21 protein-coding genes, 1 tRNA gene, 2 rRNA genes and 1 riboswitch (1 of these 25 only partly in view) are annotated in these 26,155 nt (G+C 43.8%); of the genes, 20 read left to right on the forward strand and 4 right to left on the reverse strand.

Features of this window, described 5'->3' with window-relative positions:
* The first annotated feature begins 84 nt into the window (after positions 1-84).
* The 11 genes from ACSYSH_RS05640 to ACSYSH_RS05690 all read left to right on the forward strand — a co-directional run bounded on the left by ACSYSH_RS05640 (position 85) and on the right by ACSYSH_RS05690 (position 11,056).
* On the forward strand, positions 85-1,002 hold the full coding sequence (locus ACSYSH_RS05640) for an ABC transporter permease (RefSeq protein ID WP_252774392.1): 918 nt from the start codon (positions 85-87) through the stop codon (positions 1,000-1,002).
* A 9-nt stretch (positions 1,003-1,011) separates the two neighbouring features.
* On the forward strand, positions 1,012-2,034 hold the full coding sequence (locus ACSYSH_RS05645; RefSeq protein ID WP_491702207.1) for an ABC transporter permease: 1,023 nt from the start codon (positions 1,012-1,014) through the stop codon (positions 2,032-2,034).
* A gap of 10 nt (positions 2,035-2,044) precedes the next feature.
* Positions 2,045-3,097, forward strand: coding sequence for an ABC transporter ATP-binding protein (locus ACSYSH_RS05650; RefSeq protein WP_252774390.1), 1,053 nt, complete (start codon positions 2,045-2,047; stop codon positions 3,095-3,097).
* Positions 3,097-4,032 (forward strand): ABC transporter ATP-binding protein, encoded by a 936-nt coding sequence (locus tag ACSYSH_RS05655; RefSeq protein WP_252774389.1) that lies wholly within the window; start codon positions 3,097-3,099, stop codon positions 4,030-4,032. The genes ACSYSH_RS05650 and ACSYSH_RS05655 overlap by 1 nt, the downstream gene beginning before the upstream one ends.
* Positions 4,033-4,169: 137 nt before the next feature.
* Positions 4,170-5,681 carry a peptide chain release factor 3 gene (locus ACSYSH_RS05660; protein ID WP_252774388.1) on the forward strand — a complete coding sequence of 504 codons (1,512 nt, stop codon included), beginning with the start codon at positions 4,170-4,172 and terminating at the stop codon, positions 5,679-5,681.
* Between the two features lie 679 nt (positions 5,682-6,360).
* Complete coding sequence (locus tag ACSYSH_RS05665) at positions 6,361-7,107, forward strand: hypothetical protein (protein ID WP_489816218.1); 747 nt, start codon at positions 6,361-6,363, stop codon at positions 7,105-7,107.
* Positions 7,104-7,805, forward strand: coding sequence for a hypothetical protein (locus ACSYSH_RS05670; RefSeq protein ID WP_489816219.1), 702 nt, complete (start codon positions 7,104-7,106; stop codon positions 7,803-7,805). The genes ACSYSH_RS05665 and ACSYSH_RS05670 overlap by 4 nt, the downstream gene beginning before the upstream one ends.
* The gene (locus ACSYSH_RS05675; RefSeq protein WP_489816220.1) at positions 7,793-8,419 is read left to right on the forward strand and encodes a hypothetical protein; all 627 of its coding nucleotides are present in this window, start codon (positions 7,793-7,795) and stop codon (positions 8,417-8,419) included. Before ACSYSH_RS05670 ends, ACSYSH_RS05675 begins: the two co-directional genes overlap by 13 nt.
* Positions 8,420-8,421: 2 nt before the next feature.
* Complete coding sequence (locus ACSYSH_RS05680; RefSeq protein WP_489816221.1) at positions 8,422-9,051, forward strand: ABC transporter ATP-binding protein; 630 nt, start codon at positions 8,422-8,424, stop codon at positions 9,049-9,051.
* Complete coding sequence (locus ACSYSH_RS05685; RefSeq protein WP_491702205.1) at positions 9,044-9,805, forward strand: hypothetical protein; 762 nt, start codon at positions 9,044-9,046, stop codon at positions 9,803-9,805. Before ACSYSH_RS05680 ends, ACSYSH_RS05685 begins: the two co-directional genes overlap by 8 nt.
* A gap of 509 nt (positions 9,806-10,314) precedes the next feature.
* A riboswitch (THF riboswitch) is annotated at positions 10,315-10,409 on the forward strand.
* Positions 10,410-10,441: 32 nt separating this feature from the next.
* Entirely contained in the window at positions 10,442-11,056 is a 615-nt protein-coding gene (locus ACSYSH_RS05690) for a folate family ECF transporter S component (protein WP_491702204.1), read from the forward strand.
* 147 nt (positions 11,057-11,203) lie between these two features.
* On the opposite strand, the gene ACSYSH_RS05695 is transcribed toward ACSYSH_RS05690, so the two are convergent.
* The 3 genes from ACSYSH_RS05695 to ACSYSH_RS05705 all read right to left on the reverse strand — a co-directional run bounded on the left by ACSYSH_RS05695 (position 11,204) and on the right by ACSYSH_RS05705 (position 14,719).
* Positions 11,204-11,914, reverse strand: coding sequence for a DUF6198 family protein (locus ACSYSH_RS05695; RefSeq protein WP_489816223.1), 711 nt, complete (start codon positions 11,912-11,914; stop codon positions 11,204-11,206).
* A gap of 91 nt (positions 11,915-12,005) precedes the next feature.
* The gene (gene rlmD, locus ACSYSH_RS05700; RefSeq protein ID WP_489816224.1) at positions 12,006-13,505 is read right to left on the reverse strand and encodes a 23S rRNA (uracil(1939)-C(5))-methyltransferase RlmD; all 1,500 of its coding nucleotides are present in this window, start codon (positions 13,503-13,505) and stop codon (positions 12,006-12,008) included.
* Positions 13,506-13,546: 41 nt separating this feature from the next.
* Positions 13,547-14,719 (reverse strand): DUF998 domain-containing protein, encoded by a 1,173-nt coding sequence (locus ACSYSH_RS05705; RefSeq protein ID WP_489816225.1) that lies wholly within the window; start codon positions 14,717-14,719, stop codon positions 13,547-13,549.
* A 211-nt stretch (positions 14,720-14,930) separates the two neighbouring features.
* Between ACSYSH_RS05705 and ACSYSH_RS05710 the strand changes: the two genes are divergently transcribed.
* Together ACSYSH_RS05710 and ACSYSH_RS05715 are read left to right on the forward strand one after the other, a co-directional pair.
* Positions 14,931-15,212 (forward strand): transcriptional regulator, encoded by a 282-nt coding sequence (locus ACSYSH_RS05710; protein ID WP_252774383.1) that lies wholly within the window; start codon positions 14,931-14,933, stop codon positions 15,210-15,212.
* A gap of 61 nt (positions 15,213-15,273) precedes the next feature.
* Positions 15,274-17,436, forward strand: a complete 2,163-nt coding sequence (locus tag ACSYSH_RS05715; RefSeq protein WP_252774382.1) for an AAA family ATPase — start codon at positions 15,274-15,276, stop codon at positions 17,434-17,436.
* A 394-nt stretch (positions 17,437-17,830) separates the two neighbouring features.
* Here ACSYSH_RS05715 and ACSYSH_RS05720 read toward each other — a convergent pair whose 3' ends face one another.
* The gene (locus ACSYSH_RS05720) at positions 17,831-18,127 is read right to left on the reverse strand and encodes a GNAT family N-acetyltransferase (protein WP_489816226.1); all 297 of its coding nucleotides are present in this window, start codon (positions 18,125-18,127) and stop codon (positions 17,831-17,833) included.
* Between the two features lie 116 nt (positions 18,128-18,243).
* Between ACSYSH_RS05720 and dut the strand changes: the two genes are divergently transcribed.
* From dut to ACSYSH_RS05755, 7 genes are all read left to right on the forward strand, one after another.
* Complete coding sequence (dut, locus tag ACSYSH_RS05725) at positions 18,244-18,714, forward strand: dUTP diphosphatase (protein ID WP_252774380.1); 471 nt, start codon at positions 18,244-18,246, stop codon at positions 18,712-18,714.
* The gene (gene radA / locus ACSYSH_RS05730) at positions 18,714-20,084 is read left to right on the forward strand and encodes a DNA repair protein RadA (protein ID WP_489816227.1); all 1,371 of its coding nucleotides are present in this window, start codon (positions 18,714-18,716) and stop codon (positions 20,082-20,084) included. Before dut ends, radA begins: the two co-directional genes overlap by 1 nt.
* A gap of 178 nt (positions 20,085-20,262) precedes the next feature.
* Complete coding sequence (gene gltX, locus ACSYSH_RS05735; protein ID WP_252774378.1) at positions 20,263-21,759, forward strand: glutamate--tRNA ligase; 1,497 nt, start codon at positions 20,263-20,265, stop codon at positions 21,757-21,759.
* A 98-nt stretch (positions 21,760-21,857) separates the two neighbouring features.
* Complete coding sequence (cysS, locus tag ACSYSH_RS05740; protein ID WP_491702203.1) at positions 21,858-23,270, forward strand: cysteine--tRNA ligase; 1,413 nt, start codon at positions 21,858-21,860, stop codon at positions 23,268-23,270.
* Between the two features lie 538 nt (positions 23,271-23,808).
* Positions 23,809-25,359, forward strand: a 16S ribosomal RNA gene (locus ACSYSH_RS05745).
* Positions 25,360-25,454: 95 nt separating this feature from the next.
* A tRNA-Ala gene (locus ACSYSH_RS05750) sits at positions 25,455-25,527 on the forward strand.
* 192 nt (positions 25,528-25,719) lie between these two features.
* A 23S ribosomal RNA gene (locus tag ACSYSH_RS05755) occupies positions 25,720-26,155 on the forward strand; it runs 2,471 nt beyond the window's last position.
* The 16S and 23S rRNA genes sit together here with 1 tRNA gene alongside, the layout of an rRNA operon.

Genomic DNA, 26,155 nt, shown 5'->3' on the forward strand with positions numbered 1-26,155 from the left:
AAAAGTGTCTTGCTAAAAAGGCCATATTAAATTAGTTTAAACAAACAACGATAACTTCGTTATAGCACTAGGAGAGTCATTCAAATGGCCAAATACATTTTCAAACGAGTGTTAATCCTGCTAGTCACATTGTGGATTGTGGTCACAGCCACGTTCTTCTTGATGCAGATTTTGCCAGGAACACCGTATAATAATCCACACTTATCGGCTTCTGCCATTGCCCAGTTGAATCAAACCTATGGTTTGGATAAGCCCGTTTTGGTTCAATACTTTGATTACCTTGTTAACCTCTTGCATGGTGATCTGGGGACCTCTTATCAGTATCAAAACCAATCAGTTTCAACGCTGATTGGGCAACGATTACCAGTATCTGCGCAACTTGGTTTACAAGCCCTGGTTGTTGGGATCTTGCTTGGTCTTTGGTTTGGGGCAGTTTCTGCCAAGAACCAAAACAAGAAGACGGATGGTTTTTTGGGCATTATTTCCACTCTGGGAATTTCGGTTCCTTCCTTTATCTTAGCCATCGTTTTGCTTTACGTCTTTGGTTATAATCTTGGTTGGTTGCCCGTTTCTGGTTGGGGCGATAGTTTCTCCGAAACGATTTTGCCAACTTTGGCCTTAGCCGTTGGTCCCGCAGCAACGACGACAAGATTTGTTCGTTCCGAAATGATTGATGTGTTGCACTCGGATTATATTCAATTGGCCCGGGCGAAGGGGATGACGGGTACTCAGTTAATTCGTAAGCATGCTTACCGGAATTCAATGATTCCGATTTTGACGCTGATCGGTCCAATGGTGGCCAACTTGTTGACTGGGTCAACTCTGGTTGAAAACATCTTTTCAATTCCCGGAATTGGGCAACAGTTTGTTTCCTCAATTCCGACCAAGGATTACCCAGTTATTATGGGAACCACTATCGTTTATGCAGCGATGTTGATGGTCTGCATCTTGATTACCGATATTTTGACGGCAATCGTTGATCCACGAGTTCGCTTGAAGTAGGGGGAGAACATGGAAGAAGTACAAAATGAATTTTCCCTCGTTGGGATTGAAGATAAGTCGGCCAGCGAAAACATCGTGAAGCCTGCCTTATCAACTTGGCAAAGTGTTTGGCACCGCCTTCGTAAGAATAAATTAGCAGTGGTTAGTTTGGTTTTCTTGGTTTTGGTTATGCTTTATGCGCTGATTTCAATACCATTGGTTAGCCAAAATGCAGCGAACCAATTCGATACTGGCACTGCTAAATATAAAAATTTGCCACCAAAGTCTGGTCTGCCAATTCCGGGCTGGGATGGCAATATGACAACCCCTGGTGCCACTGAATCGGTTGATGTTTATGCTAAGAACGATGTTGACCAGAATTTTATTTTGGGGACTGACAACCTTGGTCGTTCTGTAGCTAAGCGTGTGACGGTTGGTTTAAGAATCTCACTCTTTATTGCCATTGTGGCGACGGCCATCGACCTTTTGATTGGTGTTAGTTACGGTTTAGTTTCTGGCTGGCTTGGTGGTTGGGTGGATACCGTCTTACAACGCGTCATTGAAGTGATTTCGGCTATCCCCAACTTAGTGGTTGTGACCCTCTTGGCCATGCTTTTTGGGTCCAGTATGTGGTCAATTATTTTGGCCATCGCTTTGACGAGTTGGACTGGAATGGCCCGTCAGGTTCGTAACTTAACGTTGACCTATAAGGAACGTGACTTCGTCTTGGCGGCTAAGACCCTAGGTGAATCTGGACCAAAGATTGCTTTGAAGCACTTGGTACCAAACATGTCTGGTACAATTATCGTGCAAATCATGATGACGATTCCATCTGCCATTATGTTCGAAGCGGTTTTGTCGGCCATCAACTTGGGTGTTAAGGCACCAACTGCCTCACTTGGAACGTTGATTACTGATGGACAGAACATGTTGCAATACTACCCATATCAGATTTTGATTCCATCAGCTGTCTTGATTTTGGTATCGTTGGCCTTCATCCTGTTAGGGGATGGTCTGCGTGATGCCTTTGATCCAAAGATGGCGGATGAATAAGGAGGCCTTCATGGTAGCACCAATTTTACAAGTAAAAGACCTCCGCGTGGACTTTAACACTTATGCTGGAAAAATCCAGGCGATTCGAGGCGTTAATTTTGATTTAAATGCTGGCGAAACCATCGCGATTGTTGGGGAATCCGGTTCTGGTAAATCAGTGACGACAAAGACCCTTCTCGGTCTCAATGCCCAGAACGCTGAATTAGGTGAAGAAAGTCAAATTCTTTACAATGGTAAGAATTTGGCCAAGTTGTCTGAAAAAGAATGGGAAAGTTATCGTGGCTCTGAAGTCGCAATGGTTTTCCAGGACCCAATGACTTCATTAGACCCAACGATGAAGATTGGTAACCAAATTGCTGAACCAATCATGAAGCACCATGAAGTTGAAAAGGCTGAAGCACTAGAAAAGGCCTTGCAGCTCATGAAGGATGTTGGGATTCCAAATGCCGAGGAACACATCAATGATTATCCTCATCAATGGTCTGGTGGCATGCGCCAGCGGGCTGTGATCGCCATTGCTTTGGCCGCTGATCCAAAGGTCTTGATTGCCGATGAACCAACAACTGCTTTGGATGTGACGATTCAAGCCCAGATTTTACAGGTTTTGAAGAAGTTGCAAAAGAAGAATAACACGGCCATTATCTTTATCACCCATGATTTGGGTGTTGTGGCCGGGATTGCTGATCGGGTGGCCGTTATGTATGCCGGTAAGATTGTTGAAACCGGACTGGTGAACGAAGTCTTCTATAATCCACAACATCCTTATACATGGGGGTTGTTGGGTTCAATGCCATCAACGAAGACTGAGTCTGGTACCTTACAGGCCATCCCAGGTACGCCACCGGACTTGCTTTACCCACCGAAGGGTGATGCTTTTGCAGACCGAAACGTTTATGGTTTGGCAATCGATCATGAAAAACAGCCACCACTCTTTGAAGTGTCACCAACTCATTTTGCAGCCACATGGCTCTTAGATGACCGGGCACCAAAGGTAACACCACCACTTGAGATTCAACGTCGCCAAGCATTTTGGCAGACCTTAGAAAATGAGGGGGCCAAGTAATGCAAAATTCAGATGCAAAGAAATTAGTTGAGATTAAGGATTTAAACCTGACTTTTAATGCTGGTAAGAGCAATGCCACCAAGGCAATTGATGAAATTTCTTTCGATATTTATGAAGGTGAAACCTTTGGCTTGGTTGGGGAATCCGGCTCAGGAAAGACGACCATTGGTCGGACGATTTTGAAGCTTTACAACCAAGATTCAGGGACCATTACTTTTGATGGTCAAGATCTGGGCCAGTTGAAAAAACAGGGCATGAAGGACTTCCGTAAGCAAGCGCAAATGATTTTCCAAGACCCACAGGCCTCATTGAACGGCCGTTTGCGAGTTGAAGATATCATTGGTGAGGGTCTTGACCAAGTCGGTTACAGCAAGAAGCGGGCCGAACGAGAAGCGAAGGTATTGGAATTGTTGAAGCTGGTTGGCTTGAACAAGGACCACGCCTCACGATACCCACACGAATTCTCTGGTGGACAGAAGCAACGAATTGGAATCGCCCGTGCGTTGGCCGTTCAGCCAAAGTTTATCATTGCCGATGAACCAATTTCGGCCTTGGACGTTTCTGTTCAGGCTCAGGTTGTCAACTTATTGGCTGATTTACAAAAGCAAAACAAATTAACTTATCTCTTTATTGCCCATGATTTGGCCATGGTCAAGTATATCTCTGACCGAATTGGTGTGATGCACTGGGGAAAGTTGGTTGAATTGGGTACTGCGGATGAAGTTTATAACCATCCATTGCACCCATATACCAAGAGCTTGCTTTCGGCCGTGCCTGAACCTGATCCGATTGTTGAAAAGCAACGTGTGATTAAGCCGTACGATGCCAGTTTTGAAAAGGATGGTCAGGAACGAAAGATGGTTGAGGTTGAACCGGGCCACTTTGTCTTGGCAACCCCAGCGGAAGCTGAACAGTACAAGGCGGAACAGCAGTAAACCCGGCTACTTTACGTTCACATTATTCTCTAACTTAAATTGTTTAAATTAAAAAAGCGTTTCAGGATAAACTGAAAGCAGATGTTTCTGCGCTCAGCCCTAGCCCTGAGCGCTTTTTTCATGTAAAATAAGTTATTATGGAAAACTTTGAACAAGAATTACAAAATCGGCGGACATTCGCCATCATTTCCCATCCCGATGCGGGAAAAACAACCTTAACGGAACAATTACTCCTTCACGGTGGTGTGATCCGTGAGGCTGGAACGGTTAAGGGCCGCGGAGCGAAGAAGATGGCTTCGTCTGACTGGATGGCCATTGAACAACAGCGTGGGATTTCGGTTACTTCTTCTGTCTTGCAGTTTGACTATGAGGGCAAACGCATCAACATTTTGGATACTCCTGGGCACGAAGATTTTTCGGAAGATACTTACCGAACACTGATGGCCGTTGATTCGGTTGTGATGGTTGTTGATGCTGCAAAGGGAATTGAGCCACAAACCAAGAAGCTCTTTGAAATTGTTTCCAAACGCGGCATCCCTGTCTTTACATTCTTTAACAAGATTGATCGTGATGCCCGGTCACCATTGGATTTGGTGGACGAATTAGAAAGTATCCTGGGCATTCAAGCTTACCCAATGAATTGGCCGATTGGTTCTGGCCAAATTTTGCAGGGCATCTATGACTTGAAGCAAAAGGAACTGATCCCCTTTAAGAACGCAGCTGATCATCCAGAGGTTCGCCAAGAGGGCTTGGATGAAGTTGAATTGTTGGAAGATGCTGGTAACCAATTTGACGAAAAAGCCGTTGCCACGGGTCAGTTAACGCCGGTTTTCTTTGGTTCGGCCTTAGCAAATTTTGGTGTAACCGAATTTTTGCGGGAATACTTGGCCTATGCACCAATGCCAGCACCGGTCACGACGGTTGATGACCAGGTGATTGAACCGGATAATCACGAGTTTACTGGTTTTGTCTTTAAGATTCAGGCAAACATGGATCCCCGTCACCGTGATCGGATTGCCTTTGTACGAATTGTTTCCGGTGCCTTTGAGCGTGGTATGGATGTTACGCTGGAAAGAACGGGCAAGAAGCTCCGTTTGGCCAATGTGACCCAGTTCATGGCAGAGGAACGGGAAAATGTGCAGGGCGCCGTTCCGGGTGATATTATCGGTGTCTATGATACCGGGAATTTCCAAATCGGTGATACAATTTTTGCTGGTAAGAAAGCTGTCCGTTTCCCTGATTTACCCACGTTTACGCCGGAGTATTTTAATAAAGTGATTGCTAAGGATGTGATGAAGCAAAAGTCATATCACAAGGGCATCACCCAATTGGTCCAAGAAGGAACAATTCAGCTTTATAAGTCATGGAACTCAAGCGAGTATATTCTTGGTGCAGTTGGCCAATTGCAATTTGAAGTGTTCAAATTCCGAATGGAAAATGAGTATAACGTTGAAATTCAATTTGAGCCGATTGGTTCAAAGGTTGCCCGATGGATTGACCCAGACCAAGTGGACGAAAAGATGGCTTCATCGCGGAACCTGTTGGTCAAGGATCGCTATGACCGTCCCGTCTTCTTATTTGAAAATAACTTTGCATTGAACTGGTTCAAGGATAAGTATCCAAATGTTGAACTGGAAGCAAAGATGTAAGCCGAAATACCATCAAATTAAATTAAGAGCAAACTAAAAAGACTGACACCGATTGAAATATTTCGAACGTCAGTCTTTTTAGTTTGCTTATTTAATGACAGGCTCTACTTTTAAGGTTCATAGCATGTTACTAGTCCATTCGGGTATTTTTAAGAGAAAATTAGCACTTTTAGTGATTGCTTGTTGAAAAAATTCAAAATATGTCTGATGTACGCTTGGGAGACGAGTTCTTTAACTAGGAAAAGTGTTTCAAGATCCTGTGAGGCTTGGAATGAAATAGAAAACTTTGGAACAAATGTGTGGAATAAATGTTCGAAAAAATAACCACAATTCTATGTAAAAACAAAAAATGTTAGTGGTTAGTTGGTGCCTTTTTTACAATCCATAGTTTGTAATTAATTTAACTATATGGTATATTCTAAACTAATCTTTTAATTAGAATGCTTTTTAGAAAGAAAGAAGGTAGCTATGAACGCGAAAAGTATTAAGAGTAAGTTGAGTACATTTAGTAATGCAAGTCAAACGAATGTTCGAATGGTGATGTTTAACCCTGAATGGACAACTTCCGTATTCGCTCGGGTATCGGGAAGCTGGAATCATCAAGTGTGGTAATTAAATGTTAAAGTATAGTCTTCAACGAATCTTACAAACAAAACGATTTTGGTTTGTGATGTTAATCATGACAGCCATTACTACTACAGATGCTATTCAGCATGTTGTTGTTTTGAGTGGTAATTCACTAGCTACAAATTTTTGGTTAAATACATTTATGGCTAGTAGTGTTGCTGGACCATACGGTCATTTATTGACATTTTTCTTGTTAGGATTATTTCCAGTTTGGCTTCTTTTAGGCGTTGGTTTCGCTTTATCAAGCGATTTTTCTTCTGGTCAGTCCTACAATGTTGTCAGCCGTGTTGGCCTTGCAAAATATATTCGCGGGCATTATTATGCTGCTGGCATTGCTGGTGCGATTTTATTTTCAGTCCCACTGTTAGTGAATTTGTTGATTGTGATGGTGATTCACCTATTTGATTTTCGTACATTTAGTGGTCAGATGAGATTGTTAGATGATCGTAGTCGAATTCCTAATTTAGAAAAGTATCATTTTTTGTGGTGGCAATTAGAACATCCAGTGGTTACTTTTTTCTTGTATTTTTTTCTTTTCCTACTAGCAGTGATAATGACTACTGTATTAATGGTGTCGTTAACCTTAATTTTTAATAGTTTTTATCAAGTTTTGGCCCTGGTTGTATTAAGTTCAGTTTTGCTGGGAACTCAGTTATTTAACATTGGTGGATTACTGCAAACTTTTGCTTACCTAATATATTTACCGGATTGGATTAATAGTTGGGTGACATTATTGCTGACAATGTTAGTCATCAATATTGTGATTTATTATTGGCGTCGTTTTGGAGAATTACGATGAGATATGAACGGAAAATTTGGTTATCAACTGCTGCAATTTTATTTATTATGGCCATCTTTTATTTAATCAACATTAACTGGGCATCAACTAGTTATACAGATTTTGTTGAATATGAAGTTATTTATGGTAACTACTTTCAAAATTTAGCTTGGCAAACTTTTTTTGCTGTTATGGCCTTAATCTATTGGTCAAATAATTATCGACCATCACTGCAAGCGGCCGTGCGCTTGAATAGAAGGGGAGAATTAGGAAAATTAATTATTAAGAGAACGAATTATTTAATCTTGAACTTTTCTTTGTTATTTTACCTTGTGCCCTTTAGCAGATTGGGTTATTTACGCCCAAACTTTTCTCAAATCAGTCGCTTTATCACTTTTTGGTCGTGCCAAATGTTGTTATCTGGGTTGTGGTTATTAATTATTATTTACCTTGTTTTGATTTTATACAGTCGTTGGCAGAAGAATATATTAATGCTTGCCCTAACGGTTCTGATTGTTGTCACCACGTCTTTGCACTATCTTTGGCCATTAAAACAGTCTATTTTTGTGGATACACAAACAACGCTATTTTTATCCACAAGTACTACCATGTCTGTTGTTCTTAGTACTATTTTTAGTGTCTTGATAATGTTAAGCATTTTAGCATACCAAAAGTCAGTTATTAAACGATTCGTTTGGAGATGGGAATGGTTCGCGTAGATATAAAAATGTATTTTGCAGCCACTATGATTATGATCTTACTATTTCAAACGCTTTTGTATACACAGATGGGTGGCCTGCCAGTTTATTTTGTTGATAACAGTACTCGAATCCTTTTGGTTAAATTGACTTATTTTGCCTTACTAGTAGTACCAATAGTAACTATTATGGGTACAATGACTATTTGGCAAAGTGGTGCTTATTTAAATCGAATAATCCGTATTCGTCATGTTGAAACTTTATTGATTAGGATATATTTTCAATCATTAGGCATTGTTTTATTACCTGTGATGTTGCTTTGTTTAGGTGATCAGTTATGGATAGGCCATTTTTATGTATCAGAAACGCTTAGTTTAGCGTCCTCTTACGCATTTATACTAATGATCTATTTGGTACTTGAGTCACGATTCGATGCAGGTTACGCAATTTTACTGATAACTTTTCTGATCTTAGGAGCTGTTTTGGGTAGTCAACAATTAAAATTTTTAGGGCCATTGGTGTTTCAAAAGACAACTTCCTTTTGGCAAGTTGCTAGTTTGCTAGTTGTTGTATTGTTTTTATTTTGGTGGCAGAGCGTCCAAGTAAGGCATCAGGATTATTATGGAAAGGAATAAACATGATTCAAATTGAAGGGGCGATTAAATCCCTTGATAAAAAAATTGTGCTAGATAATATTAATTTAACATTTGATGATGGCAAAATATATGGACTTCGTGGTCGAAATGGTGCGGGTAAGACCATGTTATTACGTGCTATTGCAGGCTTGATTCATTTAGATCAGGGTTCAATCAGCATTAATGGTCAATTGCTGCATCAGGAGATTGATTTTCCAAAAGATTTAGGCTTACTAATTGAAAGTAATAACGTGCTACCAGATTTTACATTAAGAAAAAATTTACAGTTACTAGCTAAAATCAAGAAAGTTGCCACTGATGAAATGATTGATGAAGCAATTGCTCGTGTTGGACTAGATCCAGATGACCGTCGTAAAGTGCGCCAGTATTCATTAGGGATGAAGCAGCGTGCGGCCATTGCTCAAGCTATTTTTGAACAGCCAAAATTAATCTTACTTGATGAACCGACCAACGCGATTGATTTGGAAGGTGTTAAATTGATGAGAGCTATTTTTGAAGAAGAGAAGAGGAGGGGGGCTAGTATTATCTTGGCTAGTCATAATCCAGAGGACTTAAGTGTGCTAGCAGATAAAGTAATTGATATGGCAGAAGGGCGAGTAGTGAATGCGTAATAGTAAATTAGTGACAAGAATCATCTTTGCAGTGATTATATTAGCATTGTTTGGTGCTGTTCTTTTTAACTATGTTCATAAACAAATGAGTAAGGGCGAGGGAAAACGCTATGTTCCCACTGTTAGCAAAAATAACGCGGGAAAAACTGTAACGAAATCAAATAACCCTGCTAAAGCTTTTACTCTTAATGGTCCATCTTCTCAAAAAAATGCAAAGCAGCTAGGATATCATGCTGGATTTTATGATGTTCATATCGAGGGTGGTGATTCGCAGTATTGGGGCGACAGCGCAACGAGTTTGAAAGATGAATATGGACATCTGGTAAATGATTATGAACCTTTTAATTTGGAAGCAGGGAAAAAATTAATCTTTACACCGGCGAAGTTTAGTCCCTTAAAAAAGCAAGGGGACAGTTATGTCATTACCAATCCAGGCAATTACCTGCCAGTGACGCAAATCCCAACCGGAAAGTATAAAGTAACTTATGAGGGGGAGTTAACCCCACAATCAGCAACGCCAACATCAAAAGCTGGATCAATGTTGCTGATAACACTATTGACGTATGACCAGCAGACAATCCCAAATTCAACTGAAAAAGATAATTATAATGTCACCTTGTACCAAACAACAGGTGGTTCAGAAGCGGGGCCTAGTTCAGGAATTATTGATATTGAAAAAGATCGTCTGCTACATGTATCGATGACTTTTATCGCTGATCCGAATATTAAAATAATTTTGACACCAGTTAAATAGAATTGGTCAATCAAGTAAGGAAGCCATCATCTTTTGGATGAGGCTTTTTTTGATTTATCGATGTTTTTAGTACACTTTGTTTTCTGTTATGGGACTCCTAGTTTCCTTAAGTTTAGTCTTCCTCGCAGCTAATACCATAAAATTTATATTTTTATTATCTCGCGATAAAGGAACATAATAAATCATATCAATTTCCTCAGTTGTATTGAAGAAGTGGAACGATCCTGGATCGATGCCGGAATTGTACCGACTTTTTTGATGCGACCGCTGGTAGTAATAATCGACTCTTTAGCTGGTGAAAAGAGCTGCTGCCCCTAATAAAGATCAGTAAGCAAGGGTAGATTAACAAAAACCGTCCCACTGATTTGCCCTTATTTTAAGGTTCAGGCAGCGGTACACTTTTTCTTTGAATTATTACAAGCGAACGTGATATAATATATAGCGTTGATTGTTCGTTTTATTACGGAATAAAAATTCTTTAATAAAATAATAGTTGGCAAAAAAATAAATATGGGGTAGGAACCCGTGCGTTAAGTGCAGTGGAAACGGAATGTGAGCCACTGACGAAACATTTATGTGCGGTACGGGTTTCGCATTCACCAACCCGGTGAACGCTCCTTTAGGAGGTTCAAGAATATGAACAAGCACACAGTTTTCAAGAAGTGGGGGCTGTCTTCTTTATCGATCCAACAGCTCGTTTTGTTAGCGGTCTTAATGGCCCTATCGTTGGTGATCGGTAAGTTTTCAGTTATGCTGACACCAACCATCAAGGTTTCTTTTGTCTTTTTGGCATCGTCTTTGATGGGCCGGTTCTTCGGTCCAATCTGGACAATGTTGGTGATGGTCTTACTAGACTTCGTTAATGTGACTTTTTTTGTGGCCCACGGCGCTTGGTCACCGATTATGGCCGTTGGCGTTGTACTTGCTGGAATCATTTATGGGGGATTCTTCTACCAGCAGCCATTAACGAAGACCGTTCACTGGGGTAAAATTCTCGTGGCCGTTTTGCTAATCACCTTTGTGGTTAACTTCTTGGTGAACACCTTTGCCTTGATGGCAATGTATTCACCACAACATTCATGGTCTGTCTTTACGGCGATGTTGTCAGCAAGATTGCCAAAGCAATTGATTTTCTTCCCAATCCAATTAGTCTTAACTTATTTAGTTTTGAACAATCGAATTGTGACTCAAATTGGCCAACAATTCTTTGCATCACAGAGCAAGCAAACTACGCCAGCTGATTCCTTGTAAATAAAAGCATAAATCAAGTCAAACCCAATCCTAAAGCGGTTTTGGCATTAGCTGTCAGACGACTTTTGCTGTTTTTTGCCAATAAACTTAAAAGGCACTCACGTTCGATTTCGAACGTGGGTGCCTTTTTGTTTTTGAGTCTGATTTTTAATCCTTGTTTTGGACTGGGATATCCTTGTGGGTTAAATCCATATTGCCGTGGACAAGGTGTGGGAAGATGAGATTGTCGGACCAAGCGATGATTTGTCCTTGTAGGAAGAAAGAAACAGCTGTTCCGATGTTAATCGAGACGATACTGCCTGAGTATGCCCAACAGGCTAAAGAGATGCCGATGGCAAAGATAAAGTTTGAAATTTGCGCTTTGGGGGCGGAGCCCCGGAAATAGGAAAAGCGCAGGATATTAGTCATATCATCGATTGGATGAAGAATGAAGTTAACCCGTTGGTAAATCGAAATGGCGATCCCAACGACGGCAACACCAAAAAGATCGAGTGGGATGCGGAGCCACAGTGACACTGTTCGGACCCCTAGTTGCACAAAAATGGTATTGAAAAAGCCGGCTAAAAAGGAAAAAAGGAGACCAAAGATAATATTACCGAGGAAGCGCTTGAAAACAAACTTTTTAGCTAAAAAGATATTGGCAATCGCAACCAGAACAGTCGTTGCTGCCAGGTAAAGCGAAATGGGTGCTCCGGTAACGTGGGCCAAATTGGCTGCGCCGGCAGTCCACGGAGCGGAACCCAGGTTTGTTGCCACGGAGAGACCGTTTCCAAGGGCGTCGAGGATTAGTGAAAGCAAAAAATAAAAGTAAATCTGTCGCCAACTTAATTCAAAATAGCGTCCATCGCGGTGGTACATAGAAAGATCCGCCTTTCCAAAAGATAAAAAATTAAATTATTTTCATTATAAAAGAAAGACCAGCTAAATCAAACGGCTCGTTCTCATCTTTTTATTTTAGTGACAGCTTCACGACACCCTCCCAACGGGGAGTTTGCGGAAACATATCAATTGGCTGAATAAAGTCAACTTGATAGGCAGCATCGAGGTCTGCCAAGTCGCGAGCTAGTGTCGATGGGTTACAAGAAATATAGACTAATTTTTGGGGTTTTGTTTTGAGTAATGCTCTTTTAAAGGCAGCATCCAAGCCTGGTCGTGGTGGATCGACAACCACGGCTGTTGGCGCGAAGCCTTCTTGTGCCCACTTCGGGAAGACTTTTTCGGCCGTTCCGACCTCGTAAAAGGCATTTTCGATACCGTTTGCTGCAGCGTTTAAGCGAGCATCTGCGACAGCCTCTGGAATAACTTCCATTCCGCGGACTTCCTTGACGAAGAAGGCCATTGATAATCCAAGTGTTCCCACCCCTGAATAGGCATCGACTAGGGTGTCTTCCTTGTTAAGGTCCAAGGCCTTAATCGCGATTTCGTAGGTCTTGGTCATTTGCTCGTGGTTTAGTTGCAAGAATGCCCGTGGGGAAAAGGCAAAGTTTAGTCCTAGGATTTCCTCGTGAAGATAGTCATCGCCCCAAAGTTTGATGGTCTCGTCACCCCAAATCAGCGATGTTTTACCAAAGTTAATATTTTGGAAAATACCAGTCAGCGCAGGCATCTTTTCCGTTAGGGCATCGATAACCGCTAGACGGCCAGGAAATTCTTCGACATTCGTTACCAAAACTAGTTGCGCTTGGCCTGCTTGGTTGGCACGAACAATAATAGTTTTGATCAGACCGGTGTTCTTGACTTCATTATAAAAGGAAACGGAAGCGTCGGAGAGGATTTTTTTGACCTGACGTACAATGGTCATTGATGTTTCATCTTGGGTAGCAATCGTTGGTAAGTCGACGATATCGTGGGTGCCACGCTTGTACAAACCTAACTTAACCTCACCCTTAATTTTGCGGATTGGTAAAGAAGCCTTATTGCGGTAGTGGTAGGGAACGGCCATCCCGATTGTGTCGTTGATTTGATAGTGGGCAAAGCCCTTTGGTTGGAACTTTTCAAGGGCCTGCAAAATCAGGTCTTTCTTAAATGCCAGTTGGGCCGGGTAAGAAAGGTGGGCTAGTTCAAAGCCACCAACTAAGTCGGCAGCCCGATCCTCCGGTACTACTCGGTCGGGGCTTTTTTCGCGGATCGTGATGACCTTTGCTTCAATATATCTGTCGGTAAAGTCAGTTACCTTAGCGGTGACAACCTCGCCAGGCAAGGCTCCGGGGATAAAGACAATCTTGCGCTTGAAATAGCCAATCCCCTCACCATTGATGCCAAGACGTTTGATGGTTAACGGGAACTTTTGCCCAATTTTGACCTCAACGGGTTGGTCACGGCTGGAGCGGTTCCCCTGATTTTTTGAGTAACGGTTTGGGCGGGGAGGGGTGTTCTGCCCTTGATTACGGACTGAAATCTTTGACCGACCGGGGCCTTTTTGATGAGTGTTATTTTTTTCTGTTGACATCGTTGTCATTCCTTTTCATGGTACAAAAGCGGGTTCTGATTTTATTCAATGGATTTGAGCGTGACTTGGTACGATTGAGACTTCGTTTCGTACAGCATATGAATATTTTGCATTAAAAGCAAGAGCCAAGAAATACCAAGGCCTAAAATGATGATCTCAAAGGCGGTCAAAGACAGGTAGCGAATCCCGTAGAAGAGAAAAGCGGTGACCACCATACTGAGGGCGGTTCCTAATGAAAAGAGCTTAAATTCGCGGTTAGCATTGGGCAAAAGCCAGTAAATCAAGAGCATGGGACTACCCGTACCAACAATCAATAGGTTGGCTGCCGTATCATGAGCGATATGCAAGAATCCGGGATTGTTCGGCAAAGCGCCAATAGCCAACAAGCAGAGGGCATCGAAAGTCAAAAAGGTACGCAAGATTGATAGGCGTCGGTGTTGTTTGTAACGCTTTTGAATCGGAACAAACAGGTAGTCAATTAAAGTTCCCCAGAGGATACCGGCAATAATTAATGTGGCGTTAAAAGTCCATGAAAAGTGGGCCTTGGCCGTTCCTAAAAAGGAAAAATTATGCTGCCACCATAAAAGCCTTGAATTGGTCACCATGGCCACTAGGACACCACAGACGATAGTGATAATTAACAAGGCCATCATAAAGGGGGTCGAAATCAGTGTGGCAGAGTAAACCATCAAATAGTTGACGATACTGACAAAAATGAAAAAGAGAATGGTCGCCGTTAGGCGGTCAAAAATCGCCGATTGGAAGAGGTAGCCAATCGCCCAAAAAAAGGCGATGGCTGCAAATGCCTGAATCAGAGCAATTGAAAAAAAGAGGGTTGGCGCTAGGCGCATATCTGTTTTCTTTTTAATTGGGTCCTTCTCTTGGCGGATATTTTGTAGGTGAAGACGGATAAAGGAACCGATACCGGTGATTTCACCAAGGAAAATGACGGCTGTTGCTAGCGAGCTTTCGCCGGTAAGGGGGATTAAGGGGTCTTTTTGCCATAAAATCCAAAAGGCAAAGGCAATGGTGGCTAAGAAGGATGGCACCAAAAACCGCCTGATTGAGAGTTCTTGTTTATTAGTTTCAGTCAGGACCGGTGTCAAAGTTAAAGAGGCATCATTGACGACGAGGCCTAGTTGAGCTCCGTCAGATAAGTCGAGGTCATTGACGGCCTCTTCTGGAATTTCAATTTCGTAACGCTGGTTGGCCATTCGGCACCCCTTTTATAGGAAAATAGTTTTTTTATTTTACTGGAATCATTATAGCCATAACCGCTTGGCTCTAAGGCGACTACTCTATTTTAATCAAAAAATCAAAAAAAATATATATCATACTTGTGTTATAACATATATGTGTTATAATAATAAATGTGGAGGTGGAAGAAAATGTTAGAAAAGAGATATCAAAACTGGGGTGATCAGCATGGTCCGTTTTAACATTAAGGCTTATTTGGTGGATAAGTCGTTGACAATTTACCGGGTTTCAAAAGAATCCGGTTACGGTTATACGACGATTCATCGGTCTTTCAATAAAGATCAGAGCCAAGCAACTTCACTAAATATAAGAGATTTAGATGCCTTAGCCCGGGCCCAGCAAATGGAAATGTGGCAAGTGCTAAAGGAATTGGAACACGGTTATCAAAAACCTGATCCAGATCAAGAATCATACGTTAGAAGCAAACGGGATTCGAAATCCGACGGTTGAGATGACACTGCCAATTTCGAAAGGAAAGTAAATTTATATAAAGAGGAAGGTATATTAATTTATGGCAAATCAAAACGATGCATTTAACAACGGATTTAACTCAGATATGAACAATATCTTTGATAGTATGATGGGTAACTTGAATGGTTTGAACTCAGAAAACCGTCGTTATTTAATTAACGGACGGGAAGTGACGCCAGAGGAGTTTGCACAATATCGGCAAACTGGTCAGTTACCAAATGGTGGACAACCTGGTCAAACTGCAGGTAACGGTCGTCCTCAGGACGTCAAGCCGGGACAAATTAAGCAAGATGGTATGTTAGCTAAATTAGGTCGCAACTTGACCCAAGAAGCCAAGGATGGTTTGCTTGATCCAGTTATTGGTCGGAACAAGGAAATTCAAGAAACAGCCGAGATTTTGAGTCGTCGGACTAAGAATAACCCTGTCTTGGTCGGGGATGCCGGTGTTGGTAAGACTGCTGTGATTGAAGGATTAGCTCAGGCCATTGCCGCCGGGGATGTGCCAGCAGCTATCCAGGACAAGCAGATTTATTCAATTGATATTTCAGCTTTGGAGGCTGGTACACAATACCGCGGTGCCTTTGAAGAAAACGTGCAGAAGTTAGTCGATGAAGTCAAGAATGCTGGTAACGTAGTCTTGTTCTTCGATGAAATTCATCAGATTCTTGGTGCCGGTTCAACTGGCGGCGAAGATGGTGGTAAGGGCTTGGCCGATATTTTGAAGCCAGCTTTGTCACGTGGCGAATTATCATTGATTGGTGCAACGACTCAAGATGAGTACCGGAACACGATTTTGAAGAATGCTGCTTTGGCTCGTCGATTTAACGAAGTCAAGGTCAATGCTCCTTCAGCAGCAGATACATTGAAGATTTTGGAAGGGATTGCGCCCCTTTACGAGAAGCACCACAATGTTGAACTACCAAAGGATGTTTTGCAAGCAGCTGTGGATTACTCAGTGCAGTATATTCCACAACGGTCATTGCCTGACAAGGCCATCGATTTAATTGATATGACGGCTGCCCACTTGTCAGCTAAGAACCCAGCAACTGACAAGGTTTCTTTGGAAAAGAAATTAGCTAATTTGAAGAAGGACCAAGAAGATGCAGTTGGTCAAGAAGACTATGAGAAGGCTTTGAAGGTTAAGAACGAAATTGCTGACGTTCAAAAGCAGTTAGATTCTGCTAAGAATGTTGAAAAGATTAAGGCAACGCCAAATGACGTGGCCCAAGCCGTTGAACGTTTGACGGGTATCCCAGTTTCACAGATGGGTGCTTCTGATATTGAACACTTGAAGCAAATCGACAAGCGTTTGGCAGGGAAGGTTATTGGTCAAGATGAGGCCGTTGACCTTGTTGCCCGTGCCATTCGTCGAAACCGTGCCGGATTCGACGAAGGAAACCGACCAATTGGTTCGTTCCTTTTCGTTGGACCAACTGGTGTTGGTAAGACGGAATTGGCAAAGCAGTTAGCCCAGGACCTCTTCGGTTCAAAGGATTCCATTATCCGTTTGGATATGTCAGAGTATTCTGATTTGACAGCTGTGTCAAAGTTAATTGGTGCAACAGCCGGTTATGTTGGTTATGATGACAATAGCAACACTTTGACAGAAAAGGTTCGTCGTAATCCTTACTCGATCGTCTTGTTAGATGAAATTGAAAAGGCTAACCCACAAGTCTTGACCCTGCTCTTGCAGGTCTTGGATGATGGTCGCTTGACGGATGGTCAAGGAAACGTGGTTAACTTCAAGAACACTGTGGTTATTGCCACGTCAAATGCCGGATTCGGTAACAAGGATGTGGAAAACGGTGACTTAATGGACCGGTTGTCCAAGTTCTTCCGTCCAGAATTCTTGAACCGGTTCAACGGTGTGGTTGAGTTCTCAGCTTTGACGAAGGAGGATTTGAAGCAAATCGTTGACTTGATGTTGGCAGATGTGGATAAGACCTTGGCTAAGAAGGATTTGACGCTGCGGATTTCTGATGGTGTTAAGGAACACTTGATTGAAGATGGTTATGATGAAGCCCTCGGTGCTCGTCCATTACGTCGAGTAATTGAGCAACAGATTCGTGATCAAGTAACTGATTTCTACTTGGATAACCCTGGTAAGAAGGCATTATCAGCTGACTTGGTTGATGGCAAGGTTGTCATTTCAGCTATTGAAGAAGATGACAATGCAAAGGCTGATGAAAAATCAGCAAAGTAATTGCTCTTCAATTAGAGGTCTGGTCGCAAAGGTTGCGGCTGGGCCTTTTTTTGTTGATCAGAAGTGTTGAGGTGGATCAAATCCTGTAATCCCTGCAATATGCGGGTGTTTGCTTTCGATTGCGAACCCGTTAAAAAGGCCAATCGGATTGGTGACGGTTACTCGACCGATTGGTGTATCACTTGTGCTATGGTTGATTGCTCCAAAAAACCGGCCAGGATGGTTGGATTAAGTCCTACTTTTCCAATCATCTTGGTCGGTTTTGTATTAATAATGAGGTTTTTCTTTATCTTACTTTTGTCATCTTTTATTGCAGAGCCCGTCTGCAAATGAGACCAACCGTTATCCTGACCCCGGTTCCTTTAATTGCTGGGGGAGACCCTTGCCAGCCAGACTACTTTTGATTGAATTGGCTTGTCGCGGCAACGTCTTGGTATTCGTCACGGAAGCGGCGGAATAAAACGGCAGCGTACCGGCAGGCCGGCTGGACGAGTTTGCCTTCCGTTCGTGCCTTTTTGACGACTTCGTCAACCAGCTGGTGTGCGATATTTTGGCCGCGTAGGCTGGGGTCGACGAAAGTGTGATTTAAAACAAGGCTATTTTCAGCCTGATTTTCGAAGTAGGTAACTTCGCCGAGTCGTAAGCCGTCCTTTTCGTAATAGAACGCTCCTGGTTTTGCAGTGATAGTCATCAGAACCTCCAGAAATGATATGACGGTTTAGAAATTAACCGGAATGACGTATAATAAATTAGTTAAATAATAAGTCGGTTATATGCCAGATTAATGGAAATGTAAAGGGGTTTGGAATGAAAAAGCGTGGATTTGAAATTGTTAGTCAGTATGCAAATGCTGGTTTGACCCTGCCAGCTCGCTCCACTGAACGGGCAGCGGGCTATGACTTTGCTGCAGCAACAGATATTGTCATTCCAGCATCAATAGAAGGCGTGCAAAAGCCAGTTTTGATCCCAACGGGTATCAAGGCTTATATGCAGGCGGATGAGTACTTGCAATTGGTGTCACGGTCTTCTCTACCAAAGAAAAAACACCTAGTGATGCCAAACGCGGTTGGAATTATTGATGCGGATTACTACAATAATGAACAAAATGAGGGTGAAATTATGGTTCAAGTCCTCAATATTAGCCAAGAAGCCGTTTTGATTAAGAAGGGCGATCGAATTGCTCAGGGAATCTTCTTGCCTTATTTACTGGCTGACCAGGACGAAGAGACCAGCAAGGCTGTTCGTGCCGGTGGCTTTGGTTCAACTGGGGAGGGCTAATGGCCAAAACGAAAACCCAATTTATCTGTTCAAATTGTGACTTTATTTCAGCCCGCTACCTCGGTCGCTGCCCAAACTGTGGCGAGTGGGGAACTTTTGTGGAAGAAAAAGTCCAACCGGAAACGACGAACCGCAAGGCTCGCGTCGGCATTGACGGTAAGGTCGCTAAGGTCCAAGCCATTAACGAAGTCTCTTTGGAGGACACACCGAAGGTCACCACGGGTTTGAAGGAATTGAACCGCGTTCTTGGGGGTGGTGTTGTGGCCGGGACCCTGGTGTTAATTGGTGGGGACCCTGGTATTGGGAAATCAACGCTTTTGCTCCAGGTTTCAGGCGAACTTTCCAACCATGGCAAGGTTCTCTATGTGACCGGAGAAGAGTCAGCCTCACAGGTTAAGCTACGGGCAGACCGGTTAGAGGTTGGTGGTCAGCAATTTTACCTTTACCCGGAAACCGATATGACGGCGGTGAAAAAACAGGTCGAGGAAATGAAGCCAAACTTCTTGGTGATTGATTCCGTGCAGACGATGCAGGAACCTGATTTGACCTCGCCAATTGGATCTGTTGCTCAGATTAGAGAAGTGACGGCTGACCTGTTGCAGATTGCCAAGACCAATAACATCACGGTCTTCATCGTCGGCCACGTGACCAAGGATGGTGCCATTGCTGGTCCAAAGATTTTGGAGCATATGGTCGATACGGTTCTTTACTTTGAAGGGGACCGCCACTATAAGTACCGGATTCTGCGGGCGGTCAAAAACCGTTTTGGGGCCACCAACGAGCTTGGGATTTTTGAAATGCGTGACCAGGGTCTGGCTGAAGTTGCTAATCCTTCCGAAATTTTTCTGGAAGAGCGCTTGGCCGGCGCAACTGGGTCGGCGATTGTGGCAACGTTAGAGGGAAACCGCCCCATTTTAGCGGAGCTTCAAGCCCTCGTGACCCCGTCCGTCTTTGGTAATGCACAACGAACGGCCACTGGCCTAGACCGTAACCGCGTTTCGGTCATTATGGCAGTCTTGGAGAAGCGGGCGAACCTTCTGCTGCAAAACCAAGATGCCTATCTCAAGGCGGCCGGTGGCGTTAAGCTTGATGAGCCGGCTATCGATTTGGCGGTCGCGGTCGCAGTTGCCTCGTCCTACCAAGATAAGGAAACTAGGGCTAGTGACGTCTTTATTGGTGAGTTGGGCTTGACTGGTGAAATCCGGTCCGTGGCCGACTTAGAAGGTCGGCTGAAGGAAGCAACCAAGTTAGGCTTTTCGCGGGCAATTGTACCCAAGAATAACTTGGCTGGCTTGCGTTTACCCGATGGTCTTGAGGTGGTTGGCGTGACGACGATTAAAGAGGCATTGCAATTAGCACTTGGCGATTAGTAAGTGCGCAGCGTTGCTCGGTGGCGGAATGGTTAAGCACCTTTTATTGACCGAACTATTTTGAAATCAGGACCAAGGTGATCCTGATTTTTTCGGGGGGGCTGAAAGCCTGTCCGACTTGTTGTATACTTAAGGAAGAATTTTTCAGCGTTAGGCTGTACTGAGGAGAACAATATTCATGACTGATGACTTTCGTGTTCGTTATGCCCCATCACCAACGGGCTATCTACACATTGGAAACGCCCGAACGGCGTTGTTTAACTGGCTTTTTGCCCGCCACTACAATGGAACTTTTGTAATTCGAATCGAAGATACCGATTCTGCGCGCAACATTGAAAATGGTGAACAGTCACAGTTGGAAAACTTGAAATGGCTAGGTTTGGATTGGGATGAAGCACCCGATAAGCCTGGTCAGTATGGGCCATACCGCCAATCAGAACGAAATGAACAAGGAATTTACCAGGAATTCATCGATGAACTCTTGGCTAAGGGATTGGCTTATAAGTCTTACAAGACTTCTGAACAATTAGCCGAAGAACGAGCAGCACAGCAGGCTGCCAAGCAAGCCCCGCACTATGTTTACGAATATGAGGGCTTGACCAACGAAGAACGCGAAGCTAAGTATGCTGATTTTGAAGCTCAGGGTTTGAAGCCGGTTGTTCGTTTCCGTGTTCCAGAAGAAAATGTCTATGCTTGGGATGACATCGTTAAGGGTCACATCGAAATCGGTGCTAAAGAAGTTGGCGGTGACTGGGTGATCCAAAAGGCTGATGGCATGCCAACTTATAACTTTGCCGTTGTTGTGGATGACCACTTGATGGAGATTTCGCACGTTTTGCGTGGGGATGATCACGTTTCGAACACGCCAAAGCAAATGATGATTTATGAGGCTTTGGGTTGGGATGTGCCCAAGTTTGGTCACATGGCCTTAATTATCAATGGCGCAACGGGCAAGAAGTTGTCAAAGCGTGACAATGATGTCTTGCAGTTTGTGGAACAATATCGCGAATTGGGTTACCAACCGGAAGCCATGGATAACTTCATTGGTTTGTTGGGATGGTCACCAAAGGGCGAAGACGAAATCTTCTCATTAGAAGAATTCAAGGAAATGTTTGACGAACACCGCTTGTCAAAGGCCAATGCTAAATTCGACCAAAAGAAGTTGGAATGGATTAACAACCAGTGGATCCGTAAGGATAAGGACCGCATTATGCCACAGCTCTTTGACCAAATCATTGCTGCTGGTCTGATTTCAAAGGAAGAAGCTCAAAAACGTGCCGAATGGCTCAAGGAAGTCATCGAAGTTGCTGGTGTTGACGGTATTTCTTATACCAAGCAAATTGTTGACTTGGTCCGCGAACCATTCTTTCAATTGGGCGAAGTGACGGATGAAATGGTCGACTATTTGACTTCTGATGATGGGCGCAAGGTTTTTGCTGCCTGGGAAGAGGCTTATACTGCCTTGCCAGATGATGCCGATGCTGATACTTATATGGCGACCATCCGTGGGATTCAAAATGATCTTGAAATTAAGGGCCGCAATTTGTGGAACCCAATCCGAATTGCGACAACCCATCAAATTCAGGGACCAAACCTACCTGAAATGCTTGTCTTGTTGGACAAGCCAGCCGTCTTGAAGACGATGGCTGATGTCAAGGGCAAGTACCTCGACTAAGGTTTTGAAACAGCACTCAGCTTCGAGTGCTGTTTTTTGTTGGTTTTGTTATAATGAGAGCAAACCATGACGATTACTAAAGTAAAAGAGGTCTGCATATGCTCCAAGTCTATAACACTTACAGCCTGGAAAAAGAAGATTTTGTACCACAAGAAGCTGGCAAAATTACCATGTACCTGTGTGGACCAACGGTTTATAACTACATTCATATTGGTAATGCACGATCAGCTGTCGCTTTTGACACGATTCGGCGCTATTTGGAGTGGCGCGGTTTTGAAGTGAACTTCGTTTCCAATTTTACTGATTTGGGTGATAAGGTTATTGCTCAGGGTGAGAAGGAAGGTCTAACTGAGCAGGAAGTGGCTGATAAGTACGCTGCTGCTTTTGCAGCCGATACACGACAACTAAATATTAAACCTGCCACTAGTCGTCCGCGGGCCACTGAGTATATGGAAGAAATGGTGGCCTTCGTCGAACGGTTGCTTGACCAGGGTCAGGCCTATGAAGTCAATGGTAATGTTTACTTTTCAACGAAGAAGTTTAAAAACTATACGGCTCTTTCCCATCAGAACATGGAACAGTTAGAGGAAAATGCTGCCGGTCGTCTTGGGGAAGAGGATCAAGAAGATAAGCACGACCCCACGGATTTTGCCTTGTGGAAGAGTGAAAGTCGGCCGGATGTGGTTGCCTGGCCATCGCCATGGGGATTGGGACGTCCTGGTTGGCACCTTGAGTGCTCAGTGATGAATGACCAGCTGTTAGGAGAAACGATTGATATTCATGCTGGTGGCATTGATTTGACCTTTCCACATCATACCAATGAATTGGCACAATCGGAGTCCTACCACCACCGGCAGTTTGTTCGCTATTGGTTGCATAACGGCTTTGTCAACGTTAATGATGAAAAGATGTCGAAGTCGCTGGGGAACTTTGTTACCATTCACGACTTGTTGAAAACGGATATCGATCCTCAGGGTCTGCGGTTCTTCTTGGCGAAAACCAATTATCGTCGCGCTATTTCTTACAGCCCGGATCGATTGGACCAAACACAAGGCGAACTTGATCGCTTGTACCGGACATATCAAGGGCTTTTGTCTGCCAAAGGAATAGCAGCGGCTGGTCAGGTTTCACAACAGGTGCAAAATCAGGTAGCGGAATTGGAAGAGGCTTTTATTGAAGCGATGGATGATGACTTTAATACGGAGAACGCGGTTACCGTGATCTTTGATTTGACCACTTTCGCTAATAAAGTACAAAATCAGGAGAATGCAACTCAAGGAGACTTAGAGTGCCTGGCCAATCGTTTGCAAGCTTGGCTTGGTATCTTTGGGATTGAACAGTTAACAAAGGAGATTGTTCTTACATCAGAACAAGAGGCTTTGTTAGCAGAACGAGCAGCGGCTCGTGCTGCTAAGGACTTTCAAACATCGGATGCCATCCGCGATCAATTGTTGATAACTGGTTTGGTTGTTCGTGATAGTCCACAGGGACAAACGTGGGAATTGAATTAATATCCGAACGTTGAATGCTAAATGGACGCTTAAATTTGTTTTAATTCGAACAAATTTAAGCGTTTTTTATTTAAAAAACGTTTTTGTTTTTTTAGTTAAAAACTATTTGCTAAACTATTGACGAGTAGTCAGGTAGGCGCTATACTAGTTATTGTTCGTTACGAAGCAAAGCTGCTTCGAGCGAGGCGCTGGTTGTCAGAGATGACCGGCAGTTGATAAAAGTTCATCAGAAAGTTGTTGACAAGCTTCAACATTCCTGATAAACTAATCAAGTTGCCCTAACAAAGCAACTCAAATAACTTTCTAAATTAGTTGTTGACTTTAGGTCACAGCTAAGGTAAGATAAATGAGTTGCCCAACAAGGCATCGCACATTGAAAACTGAACAAAACTTTGAACAAACAAATCTGTAACGGTGGCTACTTGGTAAGTAGTCACAAACAAATTTGCGAAGTCAATTCGTAACAAACAATAAACGGATAGGCGTTATCGAGAGATAGCAACTAGTCAGTTTAATCGAAGAGCAATCTTCAAACTTTTAACATGAGAGTTTGATCCTGGCTCAGGATGAACGCTGGCGGCGTGCCTAATACATGCAAGTCGAACGCGCAGCGAAGAGTGCTTGCACTCTTCAAGCGAGTGGCGAACGGGTGAGTAACACGTGAATAACCTACCGAAAAGCAGGGGATAACATTTGGAAACAGATGCTAATACCGTATAAAACGTGCTGTCGCATGACAAAACGTTAAAAGGTCCGTTTGGACCACTTTTTGATGGATTCGCGGTGCATTAGTTAGTTGGTGGGGTAAAGGCCTACCAAGACAATGATGCATAGCCGAGTTGAGAGACTGACCGGCCACATTGGGACTGAGACACGGCCCAAACTCCTACGGGAGGCTGCAGTAGGGAATCTTCCACAATGGGCGCAAGCCTGATGGAGCAACGCCGCGTGTGTGATGAAGGCTTTCGGGTCGTAAAGCACTGTTGTATGGGAAGAACGGTAAGGGTAGGAAATGATCTTTACATGACGGTACCATACCAGAAAGGGACGGCTAAATACGTGCCAGCAGCCGCGGTAATACGTATGTCCCGAGCGTTATCCGGATTTATTGGGCGTAAAGCGAGCGCAGACGGTTCGATAAGTCTGAAGTGAAAGCCCACAGCTCAACTGTGGAAGTGCTTTGGAAACTGTCGAACTTGAGTGCAGTAGAGGTAAGTGGAACTCCATGTGTAGCGGTGGAATGCGTAGATATATGGAAGAACACCAGTGGCGAAGGCGGCTTACTGGACTGCAACTGACGTTGAGGCTCGAAAGTGTGGGTAGCAAACAGGATTAGATACCCTGGTAGTCCACACCGTAAACGATGAACACTAGGTGTTAGAGGGTTTCCGCCCTTTAGTGCCGAAGCTAACGCATTAAGTGTTCCGCCTGGGGAGTACGACCGCAAGGTTGAAACTCAAAGGAATTGACGGGGACCCGCACAAGCGGTGGAGCATGTGGTTTAATTCGAAGCAACGCGAAGAACCTTACCAGGTCTTGACATCCTTTGAAGGTACTAGAGATAGTGCTGTTTTCTTCGGAAACAAAGTGACAGGTGGTGCATGGCCGTCGTCAGCTCGTGTCGTGAGATGTTGGGTTAAGTCCCGCAACGAGCGCAACCCTTATGTTTAGTTGCCAGCATTCAGTTGGGCACTCTAGACAGACTGCCGGTGACAAACCGGAGGAAGGCGGGGACGACGTCAGGTCATCATGCCCCTTATGACCTGGGCTACACACGTGCTACAATGGCGTATACAACGAGCAGCGAACTCGCGAGGGTAAGCGAATCTCTTAAAGTACGTCTCAGTTCGGATTGTAGTCTGCAACTCGACTACATGAAGTCGGAATCGCTAGTAATCGCGGATCAGCATGCCGCGGTGAATACGTTCCCGGGTCTTGTACACACCGCCCGTCACACCATGGGAGTTTGTAATGCCCAAAGCCGGTGGCCTAACCTTTTAGGGAGGAGCCGTCTAAGGCAGGACAGATGACTGGGGTGAAGTCGTAACAAGGTAGCCGTAGGAGAACCTGCGGCTGGATCACCTCCTTTCTAAGGATAATCGGAGCGTTACAGGGACGTCAGAGTCAATTTGATTTGTGCAAAGTTTTGTTTAGTTTTGAGTGCGTGAAGCACAACCAGCGCATGGGGGATTAGCTCAGCTGGGAGAGCACCTGCTTTGCAAGCAGGGGGTCAGCGGTTCGATCCCGCTATTCTCCATTGGCCAGAAGAAAGCCTTTTGGCCAAAAGCTAGTACATTGAAAACTGAATAATCAAGAAATTCTTTTAAAATGATTCAGAGGTGAATCATCTAAATGAACCGAGAAACAACACAAGTTCTTTAAAAAGAACGGTTTAATCGCAGGTCTGAAAGAAGACCAACTCATAAAACTGATCCAACTGAAAAGTTGTGGTTAAGTGAATAAGGGCGCGTGGTGGATGCCTTGGCACTAGGAGCCGATGAAGGACGTGACTAACTACGATAAGCTTTGGTGAGCGGTAAGTACGCTATGACCCAGAGATTTCCGAATGGGGAAACCCAGCACATAGAAGTGCTATCACTATCTGAATACATAGGATAGTTGAAGGAATACGCTGTGAACTGAAACATCTCATTAGCAGCAGGAGCAGAAAGAAAAATCGATTCCCTGAGTAGCGGCGAGCGAAACGGGAAGAGCCCAAACCAGTGTGCTTGCATGCTGGGGTTGTAGGACTGTCGTTGAGTTACCAAGATAGAAGTTAGGTGAAAACGTTGGGAAGCGTTGTCAAAGAGGGTGATAACCCCGTAACCGAAAGCTTTTGTCCTCTAGACAGGATCCTGAGTACGGCCGGACACGTGAAATCCGGT

It is taken from the genome of Fructobacillus sp. ESL1117, assembly GCF_058508565.1.

What these genes read in the sequence shown, in the direction of transcription:
- rlmD (WP_489816224.1), bottom strand. Translation starts at nt 13,505, where the DNA reads ATGTCAACAGAAAAAAATAACACTCATCAAAAAGGCCCCGGTCGGTCA.
- ACSYSH_RS05710 (WP_252774383.1), top strand. Translation starts at nt 14,931, where the DNA reads ATGGTCCGTTTTAACATTAAGGCTTATTTGGTGGATAAGTCGTTGACA.
- ACSYSH_RS05695 (WP_489816223.1), bottom strand. Translation starts at nt 11,914, where the DNA reads ATGTACCACCGCGATGGACGCTATTTTGAATTAAGTTGGCGACAGATT.
- ACSYSH_RS05690 (WP_491702204.1), top strand. Translation starts at nt 10,442, where the DNA reads ATGAACAAGCACACAGTTTTCAAGAAGTGGGGGCTGTCTTCTTTATCG.
- ACSYSH_RS05640 (WP_252774392.1), top strand. Translation starts at nt 85, where the DNA reads ATGGCCAAATACATTTTCAAACGAGTGTTAATCCTGCTAGTCACATTG.
- dut (WP_252774380.1), top strand. Translation starts at nt 18,244, where the DNA reads ATGAAAAAGCGTGGATTTGAAATTGTTAGTCAGTATGCAAATGCTGGT.
- ACSYSH_RS05655 (WP_252774389.1), top strand. Translation starts at nt 3,097, where the DNA reads ATGCAAAATTCAGATGCAAAGAAATTAGTTGAGATTAAGGATTTAAAC.
- ACSYSH_RS05680 (WP_489816221.1), top strand. Translation starts at nt 8,422, where the DNA reads ATGATTCAAATTGAAGGGGCGATTAAATCCCTTGATAAAAAAATTGTG.
- ACSYSH_RS05705 (WP_489816225.1), bottom strand. Translation starts at nt 14,719, where the DNA reads ATGGCCAACCAGCGTTACGAAATTGAAATTCCAGAAGAGGCCGTCAAT.
- ACSYSH_RS05675 (WP_489816220.1), top strand. Translation starts at nt 7,793, where the DNA reads ATGGTTCGCGTAGATATAAAAATGTATTTTGCAGCCACTATGATTATG.
- gltX (WP_252774378.1), top strand. Translation starts at nt 20,263, where the DNA reads ATGACTGATGACTTTCGTGTTCGTTATGCCCCATCACCAACGGGCTAT.
- ACSYSH_RS05665 (WP_489816218.1), top strand. Translation starts at nt 6,361, where the DNA reads ATGACAGCCATTACTACTACAGATGCTATTCAGCATGTTGTTGTTTTG.
- ACSYSH_RS05670 (WP_489816219.1), top strand. Translation starts at nt 7,104, where the DNA reads ATGAGATATGAACGGAAAATTTGGTTATCAACTGCTGCAATTTTATTT.
- radA (WP_489816227.1), top strand. Translation starts at nt 18,714, where the DNA reads ATGGCCAAAACGAAAACCCAATTTATCTGTTCAAATTGTGACTTTATT.
- ACSYSH_RS05720 (WP_489816226.1), bottom strand. Translation starts at nt 18,127, where the DNA reads ATGACTATCACTGCAAAACCAGGAGCGTTCTATTACGAAAAGGACGGC.
- ACSYSH_RS05660 (WP_252774388.1), top strand. Translation starts at nt 4,170, where the DNA reads ATGGAAAACTTTGAACAAGAATTACAAAATCGGCGGACATTCGCCATC.
- ACSYSH_RS05685 (WP_491702205.1), top strand. Translation starts at nt 9,044, where the DNA reads ATGCGTAATAGTAAATTAGTGACAAGAATCATCTTTGCAGTGATTATA.
- ACSYSH_RS05715 (WP_252774382.1), top strand. Translation starts at nt 15,274, where the DNA reads ATGGCAAATCAAAACGATGCATTTAACAACGGATTTAACTCAGATATG.
- ACSYSH_RS05650 (WP_252774390.1), top strand. Translation starts at nt 2,045, where the DNA reads ATGGTAGCACCAATTTTACAAGTAAAAGACCTCCGCGTGGACTTTAAC.
- cysS (WP_491702203.1), top strand. Translation starts at nt 21,858, where the DNA reads ATGCTCCAAGTCTATAACACTTACAGCCTGGAAAAAGAAGATTTTGTA.
- ACSYSH_RS05645 (WP_491702207.1), top strand. Translation starts at nt 1,012, where the DNA reads ATGGAAGAAGTACAAAATGAATTTTCCCTCGTTGGGATTGAAGATAAG.